Origin of the sequence: Salmonella sp. NW722 (assembly GCF_051702785.1) — a bacterium.
Taxonomy (GTDB): Bacteria; Pseudomonadota; Gammaproteobacteria; order Enterobacterales; family Enterobacteriaceae; genus Salmonella; species Salmonella enterica.
The window spans coordinates 357,249-373,520 of record NZ_JAMMIN010000003.1; the positions used below are offsets into that span (position 1 = coordinate 357,249).

Below are 16,272 nucleotides of genomic sequence, written 5' to 3' on the forward strand. Positions count from 1 at the left end.
ATGAAAAATGTTGGCGACCTGATGCAACGTCTACAAAAAATGATGCCTGCGCATATTACGCCGGCGTTTAAAACGGGCGAAGAACTACTGGCCTGGCAGAAAGAGCAAGGCGAGATCCGGGCGGCGGCGCTGGCGCGGGAAAACCGGGCGATGAAAATGCAGCGCACCTTTAACCGTTCCGGCATTCGACCGCTGCATCAAAACTGTTCGTTTGATAACTATCGGGTTGAGTGCGACGGACAAATGAACGCGTTAAGCAAAGCCCGACAGTACGTTGATGAATTTGACGGCAATATCGCCAGCTTTGTCTTTTCCGGCAAGCCGGGAACCGGTAAAAATCATCTCGCCGCGGCTATTTGTAACGAGCTGCTGCTGCGCGGAAAGTCGGTACTGATTATCACCGTAGCGGATATTATGTCAGCGATGAAAGACACGTTCAGCAATCGGGAAACCAGCGAAGAGCAGTTGCTTAACGATCTGAGTAACGTTGATCTGTTGGTGATCGACGAGATCGGCGTGCAGACCGAATCCCGCTATGAAAAAGTGATCATCAATCAAATTGTCGATCGTCGTTCCTCGTCAAAACGTCCCACCGGCATGTTGACGAACAGCAATATGGAAGAGATGACGAAAATGCTTGGCGAACGCGTCATGGACCGTATGCGTCTCGGCAACAGTTTATGGGTTAATTTTACCTGGGACAGTTACCGCAGCCGGGTGACGGGTAAAGAGTATTAAATTGCAACGTGCGCCAGGGCGATACAACGCCTGGCTGGCATAACACAGGTGATTACCATGAATACAGCGAAACATGTTCTGTGCTGCACGGCGATCGTCAGCGTACTGATTTCCACCAGCGGTATTGCCGCCAGTCAGTTAAGCGCTCAGGGCGCGAACGCACAGCAGGGCGGGATGTCGCTTTCTGCGCTAACCGGTCTGCTCAGCAGAGGTGCCCAGTCGCTCAGCGCCGATAATATGAATAATGCCGCCGGTATTTTGCAGTACTGCGCCAAACAGAAACTGGCGTCCGCTACCAACGTGGAAAACGTTAAAAATCAGATTCTGAACAAGTTGGGGTTGGATACCACACAGCAGGAGCAGGACACTAACTACCTGAACGGCCTGCAAGGGTTGCTCAAGACGAAGGACGGCCAGCAGTTGAACCTCAATAATATCGGCAGTACGCCGCTGGCGGAAAAGGTGAAAACCAAAGCTTGCGATCTGGTGTTGCAGCAAGGGCTGAATTTCCTCTCCTGACTGCGCTTTTCTGACCGTGCGCCACGCCGGGACGCCCTGTTAAAAGCCGTGTTTTGGCCCTTTACCCGCCAACACGGCATTAACCCGATTTTTCTCTTCGTCTTTTCCTGTTATTAACCGCTATGGCAGGAAGTGATGCCGATCAAAAAACCAACTTTCTAAACTCATTCTAAATAACAGCGCCGTGTAAAGTTATTAGAATTGCAGCAATGTGACATCGCTATTACATTGTTAGAAATTTTTTCCTGCCAGCGATAAGCCTGGTTTATTGAGGATCGTCAGTTGTCCGAGTTGCTCTCTGTCGCTCTGTTTCTCGCCTCTGTGCTGATATATGCCTGGAAGGCGGGCCGTAACACCTGGTGGTTTGCCGCCACTCTCACGGTGCTGGGACTTTTTGTCATTCTGAATATTACCCTGTATGCCAGCGACTATTTTACCGGCGACGGGATCAACGACGCAGTGCTTTATACGCTCACGAATAGTCTGACGGGAGCGGGAGTCGGCAAATATATTCTGCCGGGAATCGGCATTGCCCTGGCGTTAGTGGCGGTATTTGGCGCGCTGGGATGGATACTACGCCGCCGCCGTCACCATCCTCATCATGTCGGTTACAGCCTGCTGGCGTTACTGCTGGCGTTAGGTTCGGTCGACGCCAGCCCGGCGTTTCGCCAGATTACCGAACTGGTAAAATCACAAATGCGCGATGGCGATCCGGATTTTGCCGTTTATTATAAAGAACCAGCAAAAACCATTCCTCATCCGAAGCTCAATCTGGTCTATATCTACGGCGAGAGCCTGGAACGGACCTATTTTGATAATGACGCGTTCCCCAATCTCACGCCAGAGTTGGGCGCGCTGAAAAATGAGGGGCTGGATTTCAGCCATACCATGCAACTGCCGGGAACGGATTACACCATCGCCGGGATGGTGGCTTCCCAGTGTGGTATTCCGCTGTTTGCGCCGTTTGAGGGCAATGCCTCAGCGTCGGTTTCCAGCTTCTTCCCGCAGAATATCTGCCTCGGCGATATTCTGAAAAACTCCGGCTACCAGAACTATTTCGTGCAGGGCGCTAACCTGCGTTTTGCCGGGAAAGACGTGTTCCTGAAATCACACGGATTTGATCATCTGTACGGCGCTGAAGAGCTAAAAACGGTGGTGGCGGACCCGTCTTATCGTAACGACTGGGGCTTCTACGACGATACGGTGCTTGATGAGGCATGGAAGAAATTTGAAGCGCTTTCCCGCTCAGGCCAGCGGTTTTCGCTGTTTACGCTGACCGTAGATACTCACCACCCGGACGGGTTTATCTCACGCACCTGCAACCGTAAACGCTACGATTACGACGGCAAGCCCAACCAGTCCTTTAGCGCCGTAAGTTGCAGCCAGGAAAACATCGCCGAGTTTATCAACAAAATCAAAGCGTCACCGTGGTTTAAAGATACCGTTATCGTCGTCTCTTCCGACCATCTGGCGATGAACAATACGGCCTGGAAATACCTGAATAAGCAAGATCGCAACAATCTGTTTTTCATTCTGCGCGGCGATAAACCGCAGCAGGAGACGCTGGCGGTCAAACGCAACACAATGGACAACGGCGCAACGGTGCTGGATATTCTCGGCGGCGATAATTTTATCGGTCTGGGACGTAGCAGCCTTTCCGGGCAGTCGCTGTCGGAAGTGTTCCTGAATGTAAAAGAGAAAGTGCTGGCGATGAAGCCGGATATTATTCGCCTGTGGAATTTTCCAAAAGAGATAAAAGCGTTCACTATCGATCGGGACAAAAACATGATCGCGTTTTCCGGCAGCCACTTCCGCCTGCCGTTACTACTGCGCGTATCGGATAAGCGCGTCGAGCCGTTACCGGAAAGTGAATACTCCGCTCCGCTACGGTTCCAGTTGGCCGACTTCGCCCCGCGCGATAATTTCGTTTGGATCGATCGCTGCTACAAAATGGCGCAGCTATGGGCGCCGGCGCTGGCGCTCTCCACCGACTGGTGCGTCTCGCAGGGGCAGCTTGGCGGGCAGCAAACCGTACAGCATGTCGATAAAGCGCAGTGGCAGGGTAAGACGGCGTTTAAAGACACGATGATCGATATGGAACGCTACAAAGGCAACGTCGATACCTTAAAGATTGTCGATAACGATATTCGTTATAAAGCCGATAGCTTTATCTTTAATGTGGCGGGCGCGCCGGAGGAGGTGAAGCAGTTTAGCGGCATTTCCCGGCCGGAGTCATGGGGGCGCTGGTCAAATGCGCAGTTGGGCGATGAGGTTAAAATCGAATATAAAGCGCCGCTGCCGAAAAAGTTTGATCTGGTGATCACCGCCAAAGCCTTCGGCGACAACGCGAATCGGCCGATTCCGGTACGCGTAGGCAACGAAGAACAGACGCTGGTGCTGGGTCACGATGTGTCCACTATCACGCTGCATTTCAACAACCCGACGGACGCGAATACCTTAGTCATTGCGCCGCCCGCTCCCGTCGCCACCAACGAAGGTAATATTTTGGGCCATTCGCCGCGCAAATTGGGGATTGGCATGGTGGAGATCAAAGTGGTGAATGTTGAGAGTTAAAAGAGAATGTCATATATGCCGGGTGGCGGCTGCGCCTTACCCGGCCTACACATCATCTTTATCAATAAACTGGCGCACAGGCCTGATAAGCGAAGCGCCATCAGGCACTGTATATATTACACGCCCCTTTCTGTTAATAATCGAACTGACGGTAGTAACGACGAATATCCAGACTGTGGCCGGTATATTTCTCGAAGTGCGCCGCCAGCCGATCAACCAGCAGTGTCGAGACGACGCAGGGCGCCATGATCCAGCGGAACTCATCATCAATGCCGTCCAGCGCATACGCTTTCGGATCAATCACCACCAGGTTATCGGTAATCTTACTGGCGAAGCGTTCCACGCGCTCGTCCAGCTCGCGGCATTTACTCTCGCCTTTGACCAGAAATAACGGCACCTCTTTTTCCAGCAGCTCCAGAGCGCCGTGGAAAAATTCCGCAGAGCTGACGGGGCGCGTGCGCTTCCACTGCATCTCTTCCAGGATACACATGGAGAACAGATAGACCTCGCCCCACATCTCCGCGCCGCCGACCCACATCATATAATCGCTGTTATGATAACGGCTGGCGATAGCGTCCGCCTGCGGATCAAATTTTTGTTTCGCTTTCAGCAGATTCGCCGGCAGAATTTCCAGTTGGCTGGCGAAGCGATCGTAACTGGCGAATTCGTTATTGCGCGACAGCACGCGGAAAAACAGCCAGTACAGCAGCATATATTCATATTCCACGCCATTTTTGTGACGCATCGGAATATGCCATGTCGCCGCCTGCGCCAGCGGAGAGTCCGCATTTTTGGTAATAGCGACTACGCGTATTCCCTGCGCTTTACACCACTCGGCGATCGCCACCGATTCTTTGGTATCACCGGATTTAGACAGCGTAACAACCACAGAGTCTTTATTCAGCCGCTTATTTCCTTTATGAATTAATTCTGCCGCCTGCTCAACATAAACCGGCAACGTCGTTAATTCTTTGGCAAATTCATTAATTGCCATCATTGGCGCCAGTGAACCGCCAACAGAGGCGAAAAATAAAGAACTGAACCCGGCCTGATAAATCTCGTCAGCAACCTGTTCTGCCTTCTGGCGCGCAGCGATGATCTCACGAGCACTCGTCAGGTACTCGTCCTGATTAAAACCCAACATATTTTTCTCCTGATTGTTCAGATTTTACTTTTTAAAACGCGATCGAAATCGTCAAAAATGCGTACCGAAAGGTCGATGCCTTTCAGTGAGGCGATATGAAACGCCATGAGTTGTACCGGCACAATCAACAGCAATGGCGAGAAATGGTGATCAACCGCTACATCCAGCGCAAGCGTCTGGTCATCCTGCGCCGCCTTCGCCAGCGTGAGAGTAAAGGTTTTGGCGACCGCAGGCGTCATATACTCCCGTAGCGCCCTGGAGCGCGCGTCGGGCCGGTCCTCAAAGAAGAACATCACGTGTTCCGCATTGGCTTCCAGATACGGGCCGTGCATATAGGCTTCCAACTCAAACCCGCTTGAGGGAACACGTACCGTCTCGGTAAATTTAGTTTCCAACTCTTTTGCCACCCCAACCAGCGCGCCGTAGCCTATCGCCACAAAACGCGTCCCGTTTCGTAAAACGGACTGGTGCTGGTGAATAAACGCTTCCGTACGCACGATAACCAACGGCAGGGTTGCCGCGATGCGTTGAAGCTGCGCCACATACTCCTCGACCTGCGATTCCGTCAGTCGCTGCTGCTGACGGGCAATTAACAACGCGATAAGCAACAGATTCAGTACCGTCGCGCTAAATCCACGGGTAACAAAGCCGACGGACTCAATCCCGGTCAGAATATCCAGTGGATAATCACTGGCCTTGCCAAGAGGGCTTTGCGGATCGGCGGTCAGAGCGAATACCGGACGTCCCTGCGCCTGAACTTTACGCATCGCCTCCAGGGTAGAAGCGCTTTTCCCGCTCTGGGAAATAGCAATAACCATATCGGCTTGCGGATCGCTATTCTCATACTGGCTAAAGGTGTACGGCTCTTTAATATCGATAGAGATACCGCAGCGCTCAAAGAAATAACGGGCGCAAAAGGCGGCATTCAATGACGATCCGGTGGCTAATATCAGTATTCGTCGTAACGTTTTTTGGCTGGCGAACCGCGATACTTCTTCCAGCGACTGGCGATGGCGGCGAATAATATTCGCCAGGACGTCAGACTCTTCGTTAATATAGGTCAGCATGGTTGGTGACATTGTGTATCCCTCTTAAAATAACCCTATCCAGGAACCGAAAATTCCCACCAGCGCAATACCGCCAATGATGGTTAACGGTTTCACTTTTTTCCCTAACAGCCAGTACACAATGGCGAAGCTAATTAACGGCAGCAGACAAGGCATGATGTCGTTAATAATGTCCTGGACATGGGTTTTCGCCTCTCCCGTACCAAACGTAATGGGAATGGTGATATCAATCATGGAGGCCGTCATCGCGCCAACCACCATCAGACCGATAATCGAGGCGCCATAGGTTAGGCTTTCCATCATTCCGCTTTGCTGAATACGTTGCAGTACGCCGGTTCCCAGCACATAGCCCCAGCGGGTAAAGAACCAGCGGGCCAGAATATGCGGTACGTTAAACACCAGCAGAAATAAAATCGGCCCCAGAATATTGCCTTTCAGCGCCAGGCTGGTACCGATGCCAGTGGCGATAAGACGCAATGTTCCCCAGAAAAAAGAGTCGCCAATACCCGCCAGCGGCCCCATTAACGACGCTTTGACGTTATCGATAGAACTGGCGTCCATCTCTTTCTGCTGGCTATTTTTCTCCTCCATCGCCACGGTAATACCGAGGATCAACGTCACAATGTGCGGCGTGGTATTAAAGAAAGCCAGATGGCGTTTTAGCGCTTCGGCAAGATCTTCTTTTCGGCTATACAGTTTCTTTAATACCGGAATGAGCGTATAGACGAACGCCAGGTTCATTTGTCGTTCATAGTTCCAGGAAAACTCCATCTGGAATGACCGCCAGAAGACGCGGCGTAAATCACGCGCGGTGACCAGACCAGTGGTTTCCGCCTGCTGGCGGTCTTTATCAGAAATCATCTTCATCGTCATGAGACGCTCCTTGCGCAGGTGCCGGTTGCGAGGCCGCAAATTTCGGCATATTGACCATCACGACGGCGACGATCGCGCCGAGAATCGCAATACCCGTCACCGGAATTTTTAAATACGCCATTAAGACAAAACCGAGGAAAAAATAGGGGGCGACCTTTTTATTAATTAATAAGCGCGCCAGCATGGCAAAACCCAGCGCGGGAATAATACCGGTGGCAACGCTTAATCCATGTTTAATAAATTCTGGAATGGCATCCAGAAAACCTTTAACCATATTCACGCCCGCTAAATAAGAGACCGTGACGATAATCCCCAGCGTCAGCGACAGCCCAATGCCGGAGATTAAATGCATACGCTCAATGCCCCGGGTATCCCCCATCTCAGCGTAAGCATCGGCTTTATGACAGAGCAACGGAATAAACATTCCGTTATAGATATTTTTCACAATTAACGCCAGTGTCGCGATAGGCAAACCTAATAACAGCGCGGTTTCCGCCCCAGCGCCGGAATTAATCGCAAAGGCCACACCTAAAATACCGCCAGTGACCACATCCGGCGGCAGCGACGCGCCCACCGAAAAGGAACCGATAAACGCCAACTCCAGCGTCGCGCCCATCACAATTCCGGTTTCCATGTCGCCCAGCACCAGTCCGGTTAAAAGTCCGGTCACGATAGGTCTGGAAATCAGCGACGTCCCTAATGCATATTCAGACTGGGCGATAAACGCCACCAGTCCAAGTAAAAGCGCCTCTACCATAATATGTCCTCAGGAGGGTATCCGCTCAGGCAAAAAGTTGTTTACGATCGTTAGGCACCAGCCGAATTTCTATCTCTACTCCGCCAGCCGCCAGCTCCCGAAGTTGAGTCATTTCATCCGCTAACAGATTGATGGCTTTAGCAATATTCTGGCTCCCTTCACGTACCTTCGTGCCGCCTAAATTAATGCTTTTAATGTCGGGTAATTCGCGCGCCAGCCGGTACGCATCCGCCACGGATTCAACAACAATAAAAAGTTTATATTTATCGGTAACGCCGCTTTTTATCGCTTCAATTGAATCGGCAATATTTTTAATAACCAGCTTCACCGCGGGCGGCTTCGCCATCTTAATGGTGGTTTTACGCAGGTCATCATTAGGTACGCTGTCGTTGGCAATTAAAATACAGTCTGCGCCAACGTACTGCGTCCAGGAAAAGGCGACCTGTCCATGTAATAAACGATGATCCACCCGTAAAAAAACAATCATGACGCTTCCTCCCCTTAAAAATCTTTATCGCTTTGCATGGCGCTGGTGATAGTTTGATTGCAGTACTGAATATTTTCTTTTGAATCCGCTAACGCCGTCATTATGGTATGCGTGGTATTGCCATCGTTTTCCGACATAAAGAGATCGATAACCAGCGGCAGGTTAATCCCTGCCAGCAGATGAAAATTTTCCCGTGATAAATAACGGACAAATTCGTTATTCACGCTGCCGGCAAAAATATCGGTCAGCGCAATAATTTCATCTTCCGGCGGGATCCGGGCAATTAGCGCATCTACCTGCTGGCTTAAATCCACGCTCTCTTCAACGTAAGCGCACAGCGTCCAGACATTTGACCGTTTGCCTAAAATCAGCTCCACGGAGTTTAAAACCCCGCTGGCCAGCGTGCCGTGGCTGGCGAAAATATAATGTCTCTTCATCCTGACCTCTAAAACACATTCCACTGTGATAAAAGAGAGCAAGCGGCGTGCCAGAAAAAGTGGCGCGCCGAAAAAAGATGAGGGTTAACAGAGGGAAATCGTTAAAACTGTTGATCTTGCTCGATAAGTTCTGTTTCGAAGGTCAGGATATTATGGATATAGCCAAGCTCGGCGGTGGGGATTTTGACACTGTAGTTACTCTCAATGACACTAAACGCTTCCCGTAGCCGATTCAGTTCCTGTTCCGGACACTGTTGCCCACTCCAGGCAGTAATGCCCGCATGGCGGATCAGACGCTCAATCAGGCAACTAATATGCACATAGAGCGCCACCTTTCTTTCATTCGAGACGGTAACGCCCGCCAGATGCTCATAGCGCAGCAGAAACTGCTCAACGTGGTTGATGACTTTGCTGGTGTCGAGGATGGTGACGGATTCGATCACTCGTCGGAGCGAGAAGTTTTTCAGCAGCAGGTTGTTGATCTCCGCCACCTGCTCCGGCGTGGTCAGCGAACCAAACAGCCGCATCAGATAGTGATTCCCCTCGCCGGAGATCAGCGAGTCGAGCGAAATCCACGGCACGCTGGCGATGTGCGGGTCCAGCGTGCCGACTATCGCCAGTACGTCGTAGCGCATAAATACCGGCTCCTGGGTTTTATTGCTCGCCAGCATCGCATAATCGCAGGCGACGACGTCAATCTCCAGCGCCTGTGGAATACTGGCGCTCAGTAATGCGCAAAGATTCGTCGCCACACCGATACCGGTCGCGCAGGAGGTCAGTATGGCGCGCGGTTTGTTGCTTTTCGGCCAGTAGAGCTGATACTCGACCGGCACATCCCGGGCGATATCGCGGGCGATCTCTTCAATAAAATGCCCCTGTAAAATACGCTCCCCTACATACAGGGCCATGCTGGTCGAGACGTTGTTGATAATCGTCACTGGCGTGGAAAGCGCGCGATCAAAATGACGATGAATGGCCTTGAGCGATCCCATATCCACCAGAATCATCAGGCCGGAGGCGAGCGGATGCTCTTCCAGATAGCGCATCACCTGTTGCGCTATCGCCTCCGGCGTGACGTCCAGCGGCATATCGAACGATTCAAAAATCGTATTTTTCAGTAGCCGGTTGGCGACGTTGGCGATACTGCTGGCGGTGGCATAGCCATGCGCCAGAATCACCGCATGCGTCACCTGTTTTTGGTTGTTAGCCCCCTGTTTATGCAGCCAAAGCGCCAGCAGCAGCATATCAATGCGTCTCGGCTCCAGATCCAGCTTCTGGCCCAGCGTCTCCAGAATTTGTAAACAGAAGCTGTACAGCAGCGGATATTTCTGGGCGAGGAAGGCGTCCAGTTGGCGGATCTGCTCGCTGTTGAGACGAGAAGGCGCCAGTGCGGTACGATGGATTAAATAGTGGCTAAGCGCGTAAATACAGTTGCCGTTAAGCTGCATATTGAAGCGCTTCTCCAGACGATAAAACTCTTCCCGCACCTGGCTTGTAATTAACAGCAACCGCTGTGAGTGCACATTATCGTCGCCGGTAAAAATCAGGCGATCGAAGAGGGTCTCAATTTCATCGCCCATTCTTTTTTGTACCGTCTCCCACCCCTCTTTCCCGCTACGTACCAGTTCGTATAGCGCCAGCACATGACACTGCGTATCATGGATCATGCCCTGCATCTCGTCGCGGGCGCGCAGCAGCCAGGTCAGGTTCGTGTCGGGCGAGATGCTCACCGGCGTGTCGTCCGCCAGCGGTTCATTCAGTGACGGCAATGCCGACAGCATGGCATCCGGCAGATCGTGCAGCGACACGGTAACGGTTTCCTGCCCAGGCTTTTTCGCCCATGCCGTCGCCACCGCATACTTCACCACATTTTTCAGCTCGCCGACGTTGCCGCGATAAACATATTGATTGAGGATCTGCAACAAACGCGGTTTGAGGATAAGCGTGGCCGAAAGTTTTTTCGCCTCCGTCCAGAAAAACAGTAAGATCAGCGCCTCTTTTTCCTGGCGGCTACGGTGCTGGAGATCCGGCAGGTTGACCTGAATCGGGATGCGTCGCAAAAATGTCGTCAGAAAGGTACTGTGTATCTCTTCGGTCGTCGCAAATACCAGACGTACCGAAACCGGATGCCCCTGCGCGGTGTCGCCTACCCGATAAATTTCACCACGATCGAGCCAGGTAAAGAGCTTCTCCTGCCCTTCGGCGCTCAGCCGGTGGACTTCATCCAGAAATAACATGCCGCCGTCAGCCGCCTCGAATGCGCCCGGTCTGTCGCTCTGCGCGCCGGTAAACGCGCCCTTCACATAGCCAAAAAGATTCGCCGCCAGCAGTTCGGGATTGCTCGCATACTGGGCGCAATTAAAACTGATAAATGGCGCATCCGGCGACAGAAGCGCCTGGGCGATGGCATATTCGTGCATGAGCTGCGCCAGATAACTTTTCCCGGTGCCGCTTTCGCCGGTCATCAGTAGCGGCAGTCCGCCGTCGGGATAAAACAGCGCGGTTTTCAGTTGCTCAATCGGGCGCTTCAGGCTTTCGTTATGGCCAATCAATAGGGAAAAGTGATCGTCCGGCGCGCACTCCTGCTCCCCGTGCGCTAACAGCTCCGCGACGCTGGCGTATTCATTACGCGAAAGGGTAAAAAACTGTTGGCTAAATGCCTGCTTATGAAGGAAATAGACGGGACGGGTATTGATTTTGCAGAGCACGCCCTGCGCCACCAGTTGGTTCAGATAATGGCTGGCGGTATTACGCTGCATATTAAAATGCTGCGCCAGATAGCGCGCGGTAAACACCTCACTGACATTTTCCGGATCAAAAAAATCCGTTTGGTTCATCAGGAAAGCAAGCAGGGCATCTTTGCGCATCGTATCCTCTCACGATTACCACATCAGCAATTATGATGCCGCGAAACAAGGCTCTCCTGCCGTGCGTTCTCTCGCTTTATTCATTTTTTGTGGATCACCGCACACCTTCACTCAACGTTGGATTAGCGCGCGATATCAGAAAAGAGAGGAGGAAGCGGCGCACGGCCTGGCGTATGAATCACGCTGCGCCATGCGCCTGATGCTGGTTTAAAATCGGCCTGCGCGGACTGCCAGGCCTGGTAAGCGCTACGCCATCAGGCAAAAGTGTGAACATCTCATCCGGCCTACGATCATCTGTAGGCCGACTGTTCACCATACGCCCTTAAAATGTTTCCCAATTATCGCTGCCGTCGGCCACTGCGGCCTTTGGTGACGACACGGCTGCCGGGGTTTTTACCGCAGCCACTTCACGCGCACGCTGCTGTTGCTGGTGAATACGGAACACCGCGACGGCCTGGGTCAGACGGCTGGCTTGCTCTTCCAGCGCCGCAGCCGCGGCGGCGGACTCTTCCACCAGCGAGGCGTTCTGCTGCGTTACGCGATCCATCTCCGCTACCGCCAGGCCCACCTGGTCGATACCACGGCTTTGCTCGTCAGACGCCGAGGCAATCTCGCCCATGATATCGGTCACGCGGGTCACTGCATTGACGATCTCATCCATGGTTTCACCGGCGCTTTCGACCAGCGTCGACCCCACATCAACACGGCTCACGGAATCCTCAATCAGACTCTTGATCTCTCGTGCCGCCTGCGCGCTACGCTGGGCCAGATTACGGACTTCACCGGCCACCACCGCGAACCCGCGTCCCTGCTCGCCTGCGCGCGCCGCTTCTACCGCCGCATTCAGCGCCAGAATATTGGTCTGGAAAGCAATACCGTCGATTACGCTGATAATATCGGCGATTTTCTGCGAACTGGAGGCGATATCGCGCATTGTTTGTACGACGTTATCCACCACTTTGCCGCCTTTTTGCGCTGTTTCAGAGGCGCTCAATGCCAGGTGACTGGCCTGACGGGCGTTTTCGGCGTTCTGTTTCACGGTCGCGGTCAGTTGTTCCATACTGGCGGCGGTCTCTTCCAGAGACGCTGCCTGCTGCTCAGTACGGGAAGAGAGATCGTTGTTGCCCATCGCAATCTCGCTGGCGCCGCTATAGATCGCATTCGCGCCGTTACGTACATCGCCAACGGTACGCATCAGTTCACTTTGCATATGACGCAGGTTTTCAGCCAACTGCCCCATTTCGTTGGAGCCTTCCACGTCGATACGCTTCACCAGATCGCCGCTGGCGATATGACGAATGCTTTCAATCAGACGATTCATCGGGGCGATAAGCGACAGTTTGATGCCGAACCAGACGGCGATAATGACCACCAGAACGGCAATCAGCACACTGACCAGTACCCACATCGCCTGGTTGTAAGAACTGTTGTTATCCTCAACAGCAATATCGTACAGACGATCGTTTTGCTGCATATAGGCCATGTACTGCTTCTCAAAAGCGTCCTGATAGCTTTGAGTCGGTTGATCAAAAAACTCGTTAATCTTACCCGCGCCAAGAAGCTGAATAAGCTCCGCCAACGCGCCGTGGTAGATATCATAGGTTCGTTTGATCTCAAGGAAAGCCGCTTCACTCTGACGTGGATCGCGCGGTAACGACTCATACTGCGCCCAGTTTTTTTCGGTGAGCTTCAGCGTATTGGTCGCCCCCTGCATCAGTTCAGCGACAGTTGCGCCGCTGCCAATATTGCTCTGGTCCATCATCCAGCGGATACCCGCGCGATTCAGGGTATTACGCGTTTGCAACAGCTCCACCCAGGTTGCATTCAGGGCAGACTGCTGCTGACGAATAGTTTGCAATACGGTGAAGTTTTCTTTGTCATTCTTCAGCGAGTTGAAGAACAGCCCGCCGGATGTCAGTTGTAAAAGGCCAAATAGCGCCAATACCAGCAGTAAGCTGGTAACAATTTTAATTCGCTTTAACATGTTTTCTCTTTCCGCTAGACAGATACAGAATTTTCGGCCTGGAAAGGGAAAACTTTATGGGATGCGCGCCATTAATATCACGATTAGCTCAGTTAAGTCGTTATGACGCCCCGCGCAACAAGGATCGTCCCATTTTATATCGTGATCTCAATCACATAAAATAGCCCACGCCCTCCTCCGCGAAACCGCTTACCGGTACGTCCGACCGCTTAAACCGCCATACAACCACTCACTGATTTACCTAACTTTACGCGCGCGATGATCTGGCAAGATCCTCTCAGCATAGCAGTCAATTTACCTCCTCAAACACGAACTCAATGTCCACCCAGCTTCGGCTGATAATTAAACTTACAACCAGGTTTTACTATGGATACGAAAAAGATATTCAAGCACATACCCTGGGTGATTCTCGGAATCATCGGTGCTTTCTGCCTCTCGGTCGTTGCCCTACGTCGGGGTGAACACGTGAGCGCCCTGTGGATCGTGGTCGCTTCCGTTTCCGTCTATCTGGTGGCTTACCGCTACTACAGCCTGTACATCGCCCAGAAGGTCATGAAACTCGACCCGACGCGCGCGACGCCGGCGGTTATCAATAACGACGGCCTGAACTACGTGCCGACTAACCGCTACGTGCTGTTTGGTCACCACTTCGCCGCCATCGCCGGCGCAGGTCCGCTGGTCGGGCCGGTATTGGCCGCGCAGATGGGCTATCTGCCGGGGACACTGTGGTTGCTGGCGGGCGTGGTGCTCGCGGGCGCAGTGCAGGACTTTATGGTGCTGTTCATCTCTTCCCGCCGTAACGGCGCCTCTCTTGGCGAGATGATCAAAGAAGAGATGGGTACCGTTCCAGGCACCATCGCGCTGTTCGGCTGCTTCTTAATCATGATCATCATCCTCGCGGTGCTGGCATTAATCGTGGTTAAAGCGCTGGCCGAAAGCCCGTGGGGCGTCTTCACCGTCTGCTCCACGGTGCCGATTGCGCTGTTTATGGGCATCTACATGCGCTTCCTGCGTCCGGGACGCGTAGGCGAAGTCTCCGTTATTGGTATCGTGCTGCTGGTGGCGTCTATTTACTTCGGCGGCGTGATTGCCCACGACCCTTACTGGGGCCCGGCGCTGACCTTTAAAGACACCACCATTACCTTCGCGCTGATCGGCTACGCCTTTGTTTCCGCGCTGCTGCCGGTATGGCTGATCCTCGCCCCGCGCGACTATCTCGCTACCTTCCTGAAAATCGGCGTGATCGTCGGTCTGGCGCTGGGGATTGTGATCCTCAACCCGGAACTGAAAATGCCGGCATTGACGCAATATGTCGACGGTACTGGCCCGCTGTGGAAAGGCGCCCTGTTCCCGTTCCTGTTCATCACCATCGCCTGTGGCGCCGTCTCTGGCTTCCACGCGCTCATCTCTTCCGGTACCACGCCGAAACTGCTGGCCTGTGAGACCGATGCGCGTTTTATCGGCTACGGCGCGATGCTGATGGAGTCCTTTGTTGCGGTGATGGCGCTGGTGGCGGCCTCGATCATTGAACCGGGTCTCTACTTCGCGATGAACACCCCGCCAGCAGGTCTGGGCATTACCATGCCAAACCTGCACGAGATGGGCGGCGAGAACGCGCCGCTGATTATGGCGCAGTTGAAAGACGTTACCGCACACGCGGCGGCGACCGTCAGCTCCTGGGGCTTTGTGATTTCCCCGGAACAAATCCTGCAAACGGCGAAAGATATCGGTGAACCGTCAGTATTGAACCGCGCAGGCGGCGCGCCAACGCTGGCAGTAGGTATCGCGCATGTGTTCCACAAAGTCCTGCCGATGGCGGATATGGGCTTCTGGTATCACTTTGGTATTCTGTTCGAAGCACTGTTTATCCTGACCGCACTGGATGCGGGTACCCGTTCCGGCCGCTTTATGTTGCAGGATTTGCTGGGTAACTTCGTCCCGTTCCTGAAAAAAACCGATTCTCTGGTCGCGGGTATCATCGGTACCGCAGGCTGCGTCGGTTTGTGGGGCTATCTGCTGTATCAGGGCGTGGTCGACCCGCTGGGCGGCGTGAAGAGCCTGTGGCCGCTGTTCGGTATCTCTAACCAGATGCTGGCCGCCGTGGCGCTGGTGTTGAGCACCGTGGTACTGATCAAAATGCAGCGCACCAAATACATCTGGGTGACAGTGATCCCGGCGGTATGGCTGCTGATCTGCACCACCTGGGCACTGGGCCTGAAACTGTTCAGCGCCAACCCACAGATGGAAGGTTTCTTCTACATGGCAAACCTGTATAAAGAGAAGATTGCCAACGGCACCAACCTGACCGAGCAGCAGATTGCCAACATGAACCATATCGTGGTGAACAACTACACTAACGCTGGTTTGAGTATTCTGTTCCTGGTGGTGGTGTACAGTATTATCTTCTACGGTTTCACCACCTGGATGAAGGTACGCAACAGCGATAAACGTACCGATAAAGAAACCCCGTATGTGCCCGTGCCGGAAGGCGGCGTGAAGATCTCTTCACACCACTAAAACTGATGCCGGGTAGCGCACAGCGCTCCCGGCTAGTGTAGGCCGGATAAGGTGCAAGCCGCCATCCGGCTTTATTCATTAACAGGACGGCAGAATGTTTGATACTTTAGGTCAGGCAAAAAAATATCTCGGCCAGGCGGCAAAAATGTTGATTGGTATTCCGGACTACGACAACTATGTCGAGCACATGAAAACTAATCATCCCGACAAGCCGTACATGACCTATGAAGAGTTCTTCCGCGAACGTCAGCAAGCACGTTACGGCGGCGATGGCAAAGGCGGTATGCGCTGTTGTTAATGGAGAGACT

At 53.0% G+C, this 16,272-nt stretch carries 13 protein-coding genes and 1 pseudogene; 6 read left to right on the top strand and 8 right to left on the bottom strand.

Annotated features, from left to right (window positions below; translation table 11 throughout):
• The 3 genes from dnaC to opgB all read left to right on the top strand — a co-directional run bounded on the left by dnaC (position 1) and on the right by opgB (position 3,831).
• Complete coding sequence (gene dnaC / locus NA330_RS09390) at positions 1-738, top strand: DNA replication protein DnaC (protein ID WP_000799924.1); 738 nt, start codon at positions 1-3, stop codon at positions 736-738.
• A 57-nt stretch (positions 739-795) separates the two neighbouring features.
• Complete coding sequence (locus NA330_RS09395) at positions 796-1,257, top strand: DUF2501 domain-containing protein (protein WP_023203371.1); 462 nt, start codon at positions 796-798, stop codon at positions 1,255-1,257.
• Between the two features lie 282 nt (positions 1,258-1,539).
• Positions 1,540-3,831, top strand: coding sequence for a phosphatidylglycerol--membrane-oligosaccharide glycerophosphotransferase (gene opgB, locus NA330_RS09400; RefSeq protein ID WP_023241832.1), 2,292 nt, complete (start codon positions 1,540-1,542; stop codon positions 3,829-3,831).
• Between the two features lie 133 nt (positions 3,832-3,964).
• Here the strand turns inward: opgB and NA330_RS09405 are convergent, their stop codons facing one another.
• The 7 genes from NA330_RS09405 to NA330_RS09435 all read right to left on the bottom strand — a co-directional run bounded on the left by NA330_RS09405 (position 3,965) and on the right by NA330_RS09435 (position 11,463).
• Positions 3,965-4,975 carry an SIS domain-containing protein gene (locus tag NA330_RS09405; protein ID WP_000900314.1) on the bottom strand — a complete coding sequence of 337 codons (1,011 nt, stop codon included), beginning with the start codon at positions 4,973-4,975 and terminating at the stop codon, positions 3,965-3,967.
• Positions 4,976-4,992: 17 nt separating this feature from the next.
• The gene (locus tag NA330_RS09410; protein WP_023195053.1) at positions 4,993-6,054 is read right to left on the bottom strand and encodes an SIS domain-containing protein; all 1,062 of its coding nucleotides are present in this window, start codon (positions 6,052-6,054) and stop codon (positions 4,993-4,995) included.
• A gap of 12 nt (positions 6,055-6,066) precedes the next feature.
• Positions 6,067-6,915 carry a PTS system mannose/fructose/sorbose family transporter subunit IID gene (locus tag NA330_RS09415; RefSeq protein WP_000178065.1) on the bottom strand — a complete coding sequence of 283 codons (849 nt, stop codon included), beginning with the start codon at positions 6,913-6,915 and terminating at the stop codon, positions 6,067-6,069.
• Positions 6,893-7,672 carry a PTS mannose/fructose/sorbose/N-acetylgalactosamine transporter subunit IIC gene (locus tag NA330_RS09420; RefSeq protein WP_000228863.1) on the bottom strand — a complete coding sequence of 260 codons (780 nt, stop codon included), beginning with the start codon at positions 7,670-7,672 and terminating at the stop codon, positions 6,893-6,895. Before NA330_RS09420 ends, NA330_RS09415 begins: the two co-directional genes overlap by 23 nt.
• Before the next feature lie 25 nt (positions 7,673-7,697).
• Positions 7,698-8,159 carry a PTS sugar transporter subunit IIB gene (locus NA330_RS09425; protein WP_000634729.1) on the bottom strand — a complete coding sequence of 154 codons (462 nt, stop codon included), beginning with the start codon at positions 8,157-8,159 and terminating at the stop codon, positions 7,698-7,700.
• Positions 8,160-8,173: 14 nt separating this feature from the next.
• On the bottom strand, positions 8,174-8,596 hold the full coding sequence (locus NA330_RS09430; RefSeq protein WP_023241833.1) for a PTS sugar transporter subunit IIA: 423 nt from the start codon (positions 8,594-8,596) through the stop codon (positions 8,174-8,176).
• A 101-nt stretch (positions 8,597-8,697) separates the two neighbouring features.
• Positions 8,698-11,463 (bottom strand): sigma 54-interacting transcriptional regulator, encoded by a 2,766-nt coding sequence (locus NA330_RS09435; RefSeq protein WP_023241834.1) that lies wholly within the window; start codon positions 11,461-11,463, stop codon positions 8,698-8,700.
• Positions 11,464-11,599: 136 nt separating this feature from the next.
• Between NA330_RS09435 and NA330_RS09440 the strand changes: the two are divergent.
• Positions 11,600-11,674, top strand: a pseudogene (locus tag NA330_RS09440) (GNAT family N-acetyltransferase); the annotation flags it as partial.
• Positions 11,675-11,785: 111 nt separating this feature from the next.
• Here NA330_RS09440 and tsr read toward each other — a convergent pair.
• Positions 11,786-13,447 carry a methyl-accepting chemotaxis protein gene (tsr, locus tag NA330_RS09445; RefSeq protein WP_023234384.1) on the bottom strand — a complete coding sequence of 554 codons (1,662 nt, stop codon included), beginning with the start codon at positions 13,445-13,447 and terminating at the stop codon, positions 11,786-11,788.
• Between the two features lie 366 nt (positions 13,448-13,813).
• On the opposite strand from tsr, the gene btsT reads away from it, so the two are divergent.
• The gene (btsT, locus tag NA330_RS09450) at positions 13,814-15,964 is read left to right on the top strand and encodes a pyruvate/proton symporter BtsT (protein ID WP_000379929.1); all 2,151 of its coding nucleotides are present in this window, start codon (positions 13,814-13,816) and stop codon (positions 15,962-15,964) included.
• Between the two features lie 94 nt (positions 15,965-16,058).
• Positions 16,059-16,262 (top strand): YbdD/YjiX family protein, encoded by a 204-nt coding sequence (locus tag NA330_RS09455; RefSeq protein ID WP_000460616.1) that lies wholly within the window; start codon positions 16,059-16,061, stop codon positions 16,260-16,262.
• The last annotated feature ends 10 nt before the right edge of the window (positions 16,263-16,272 follow it).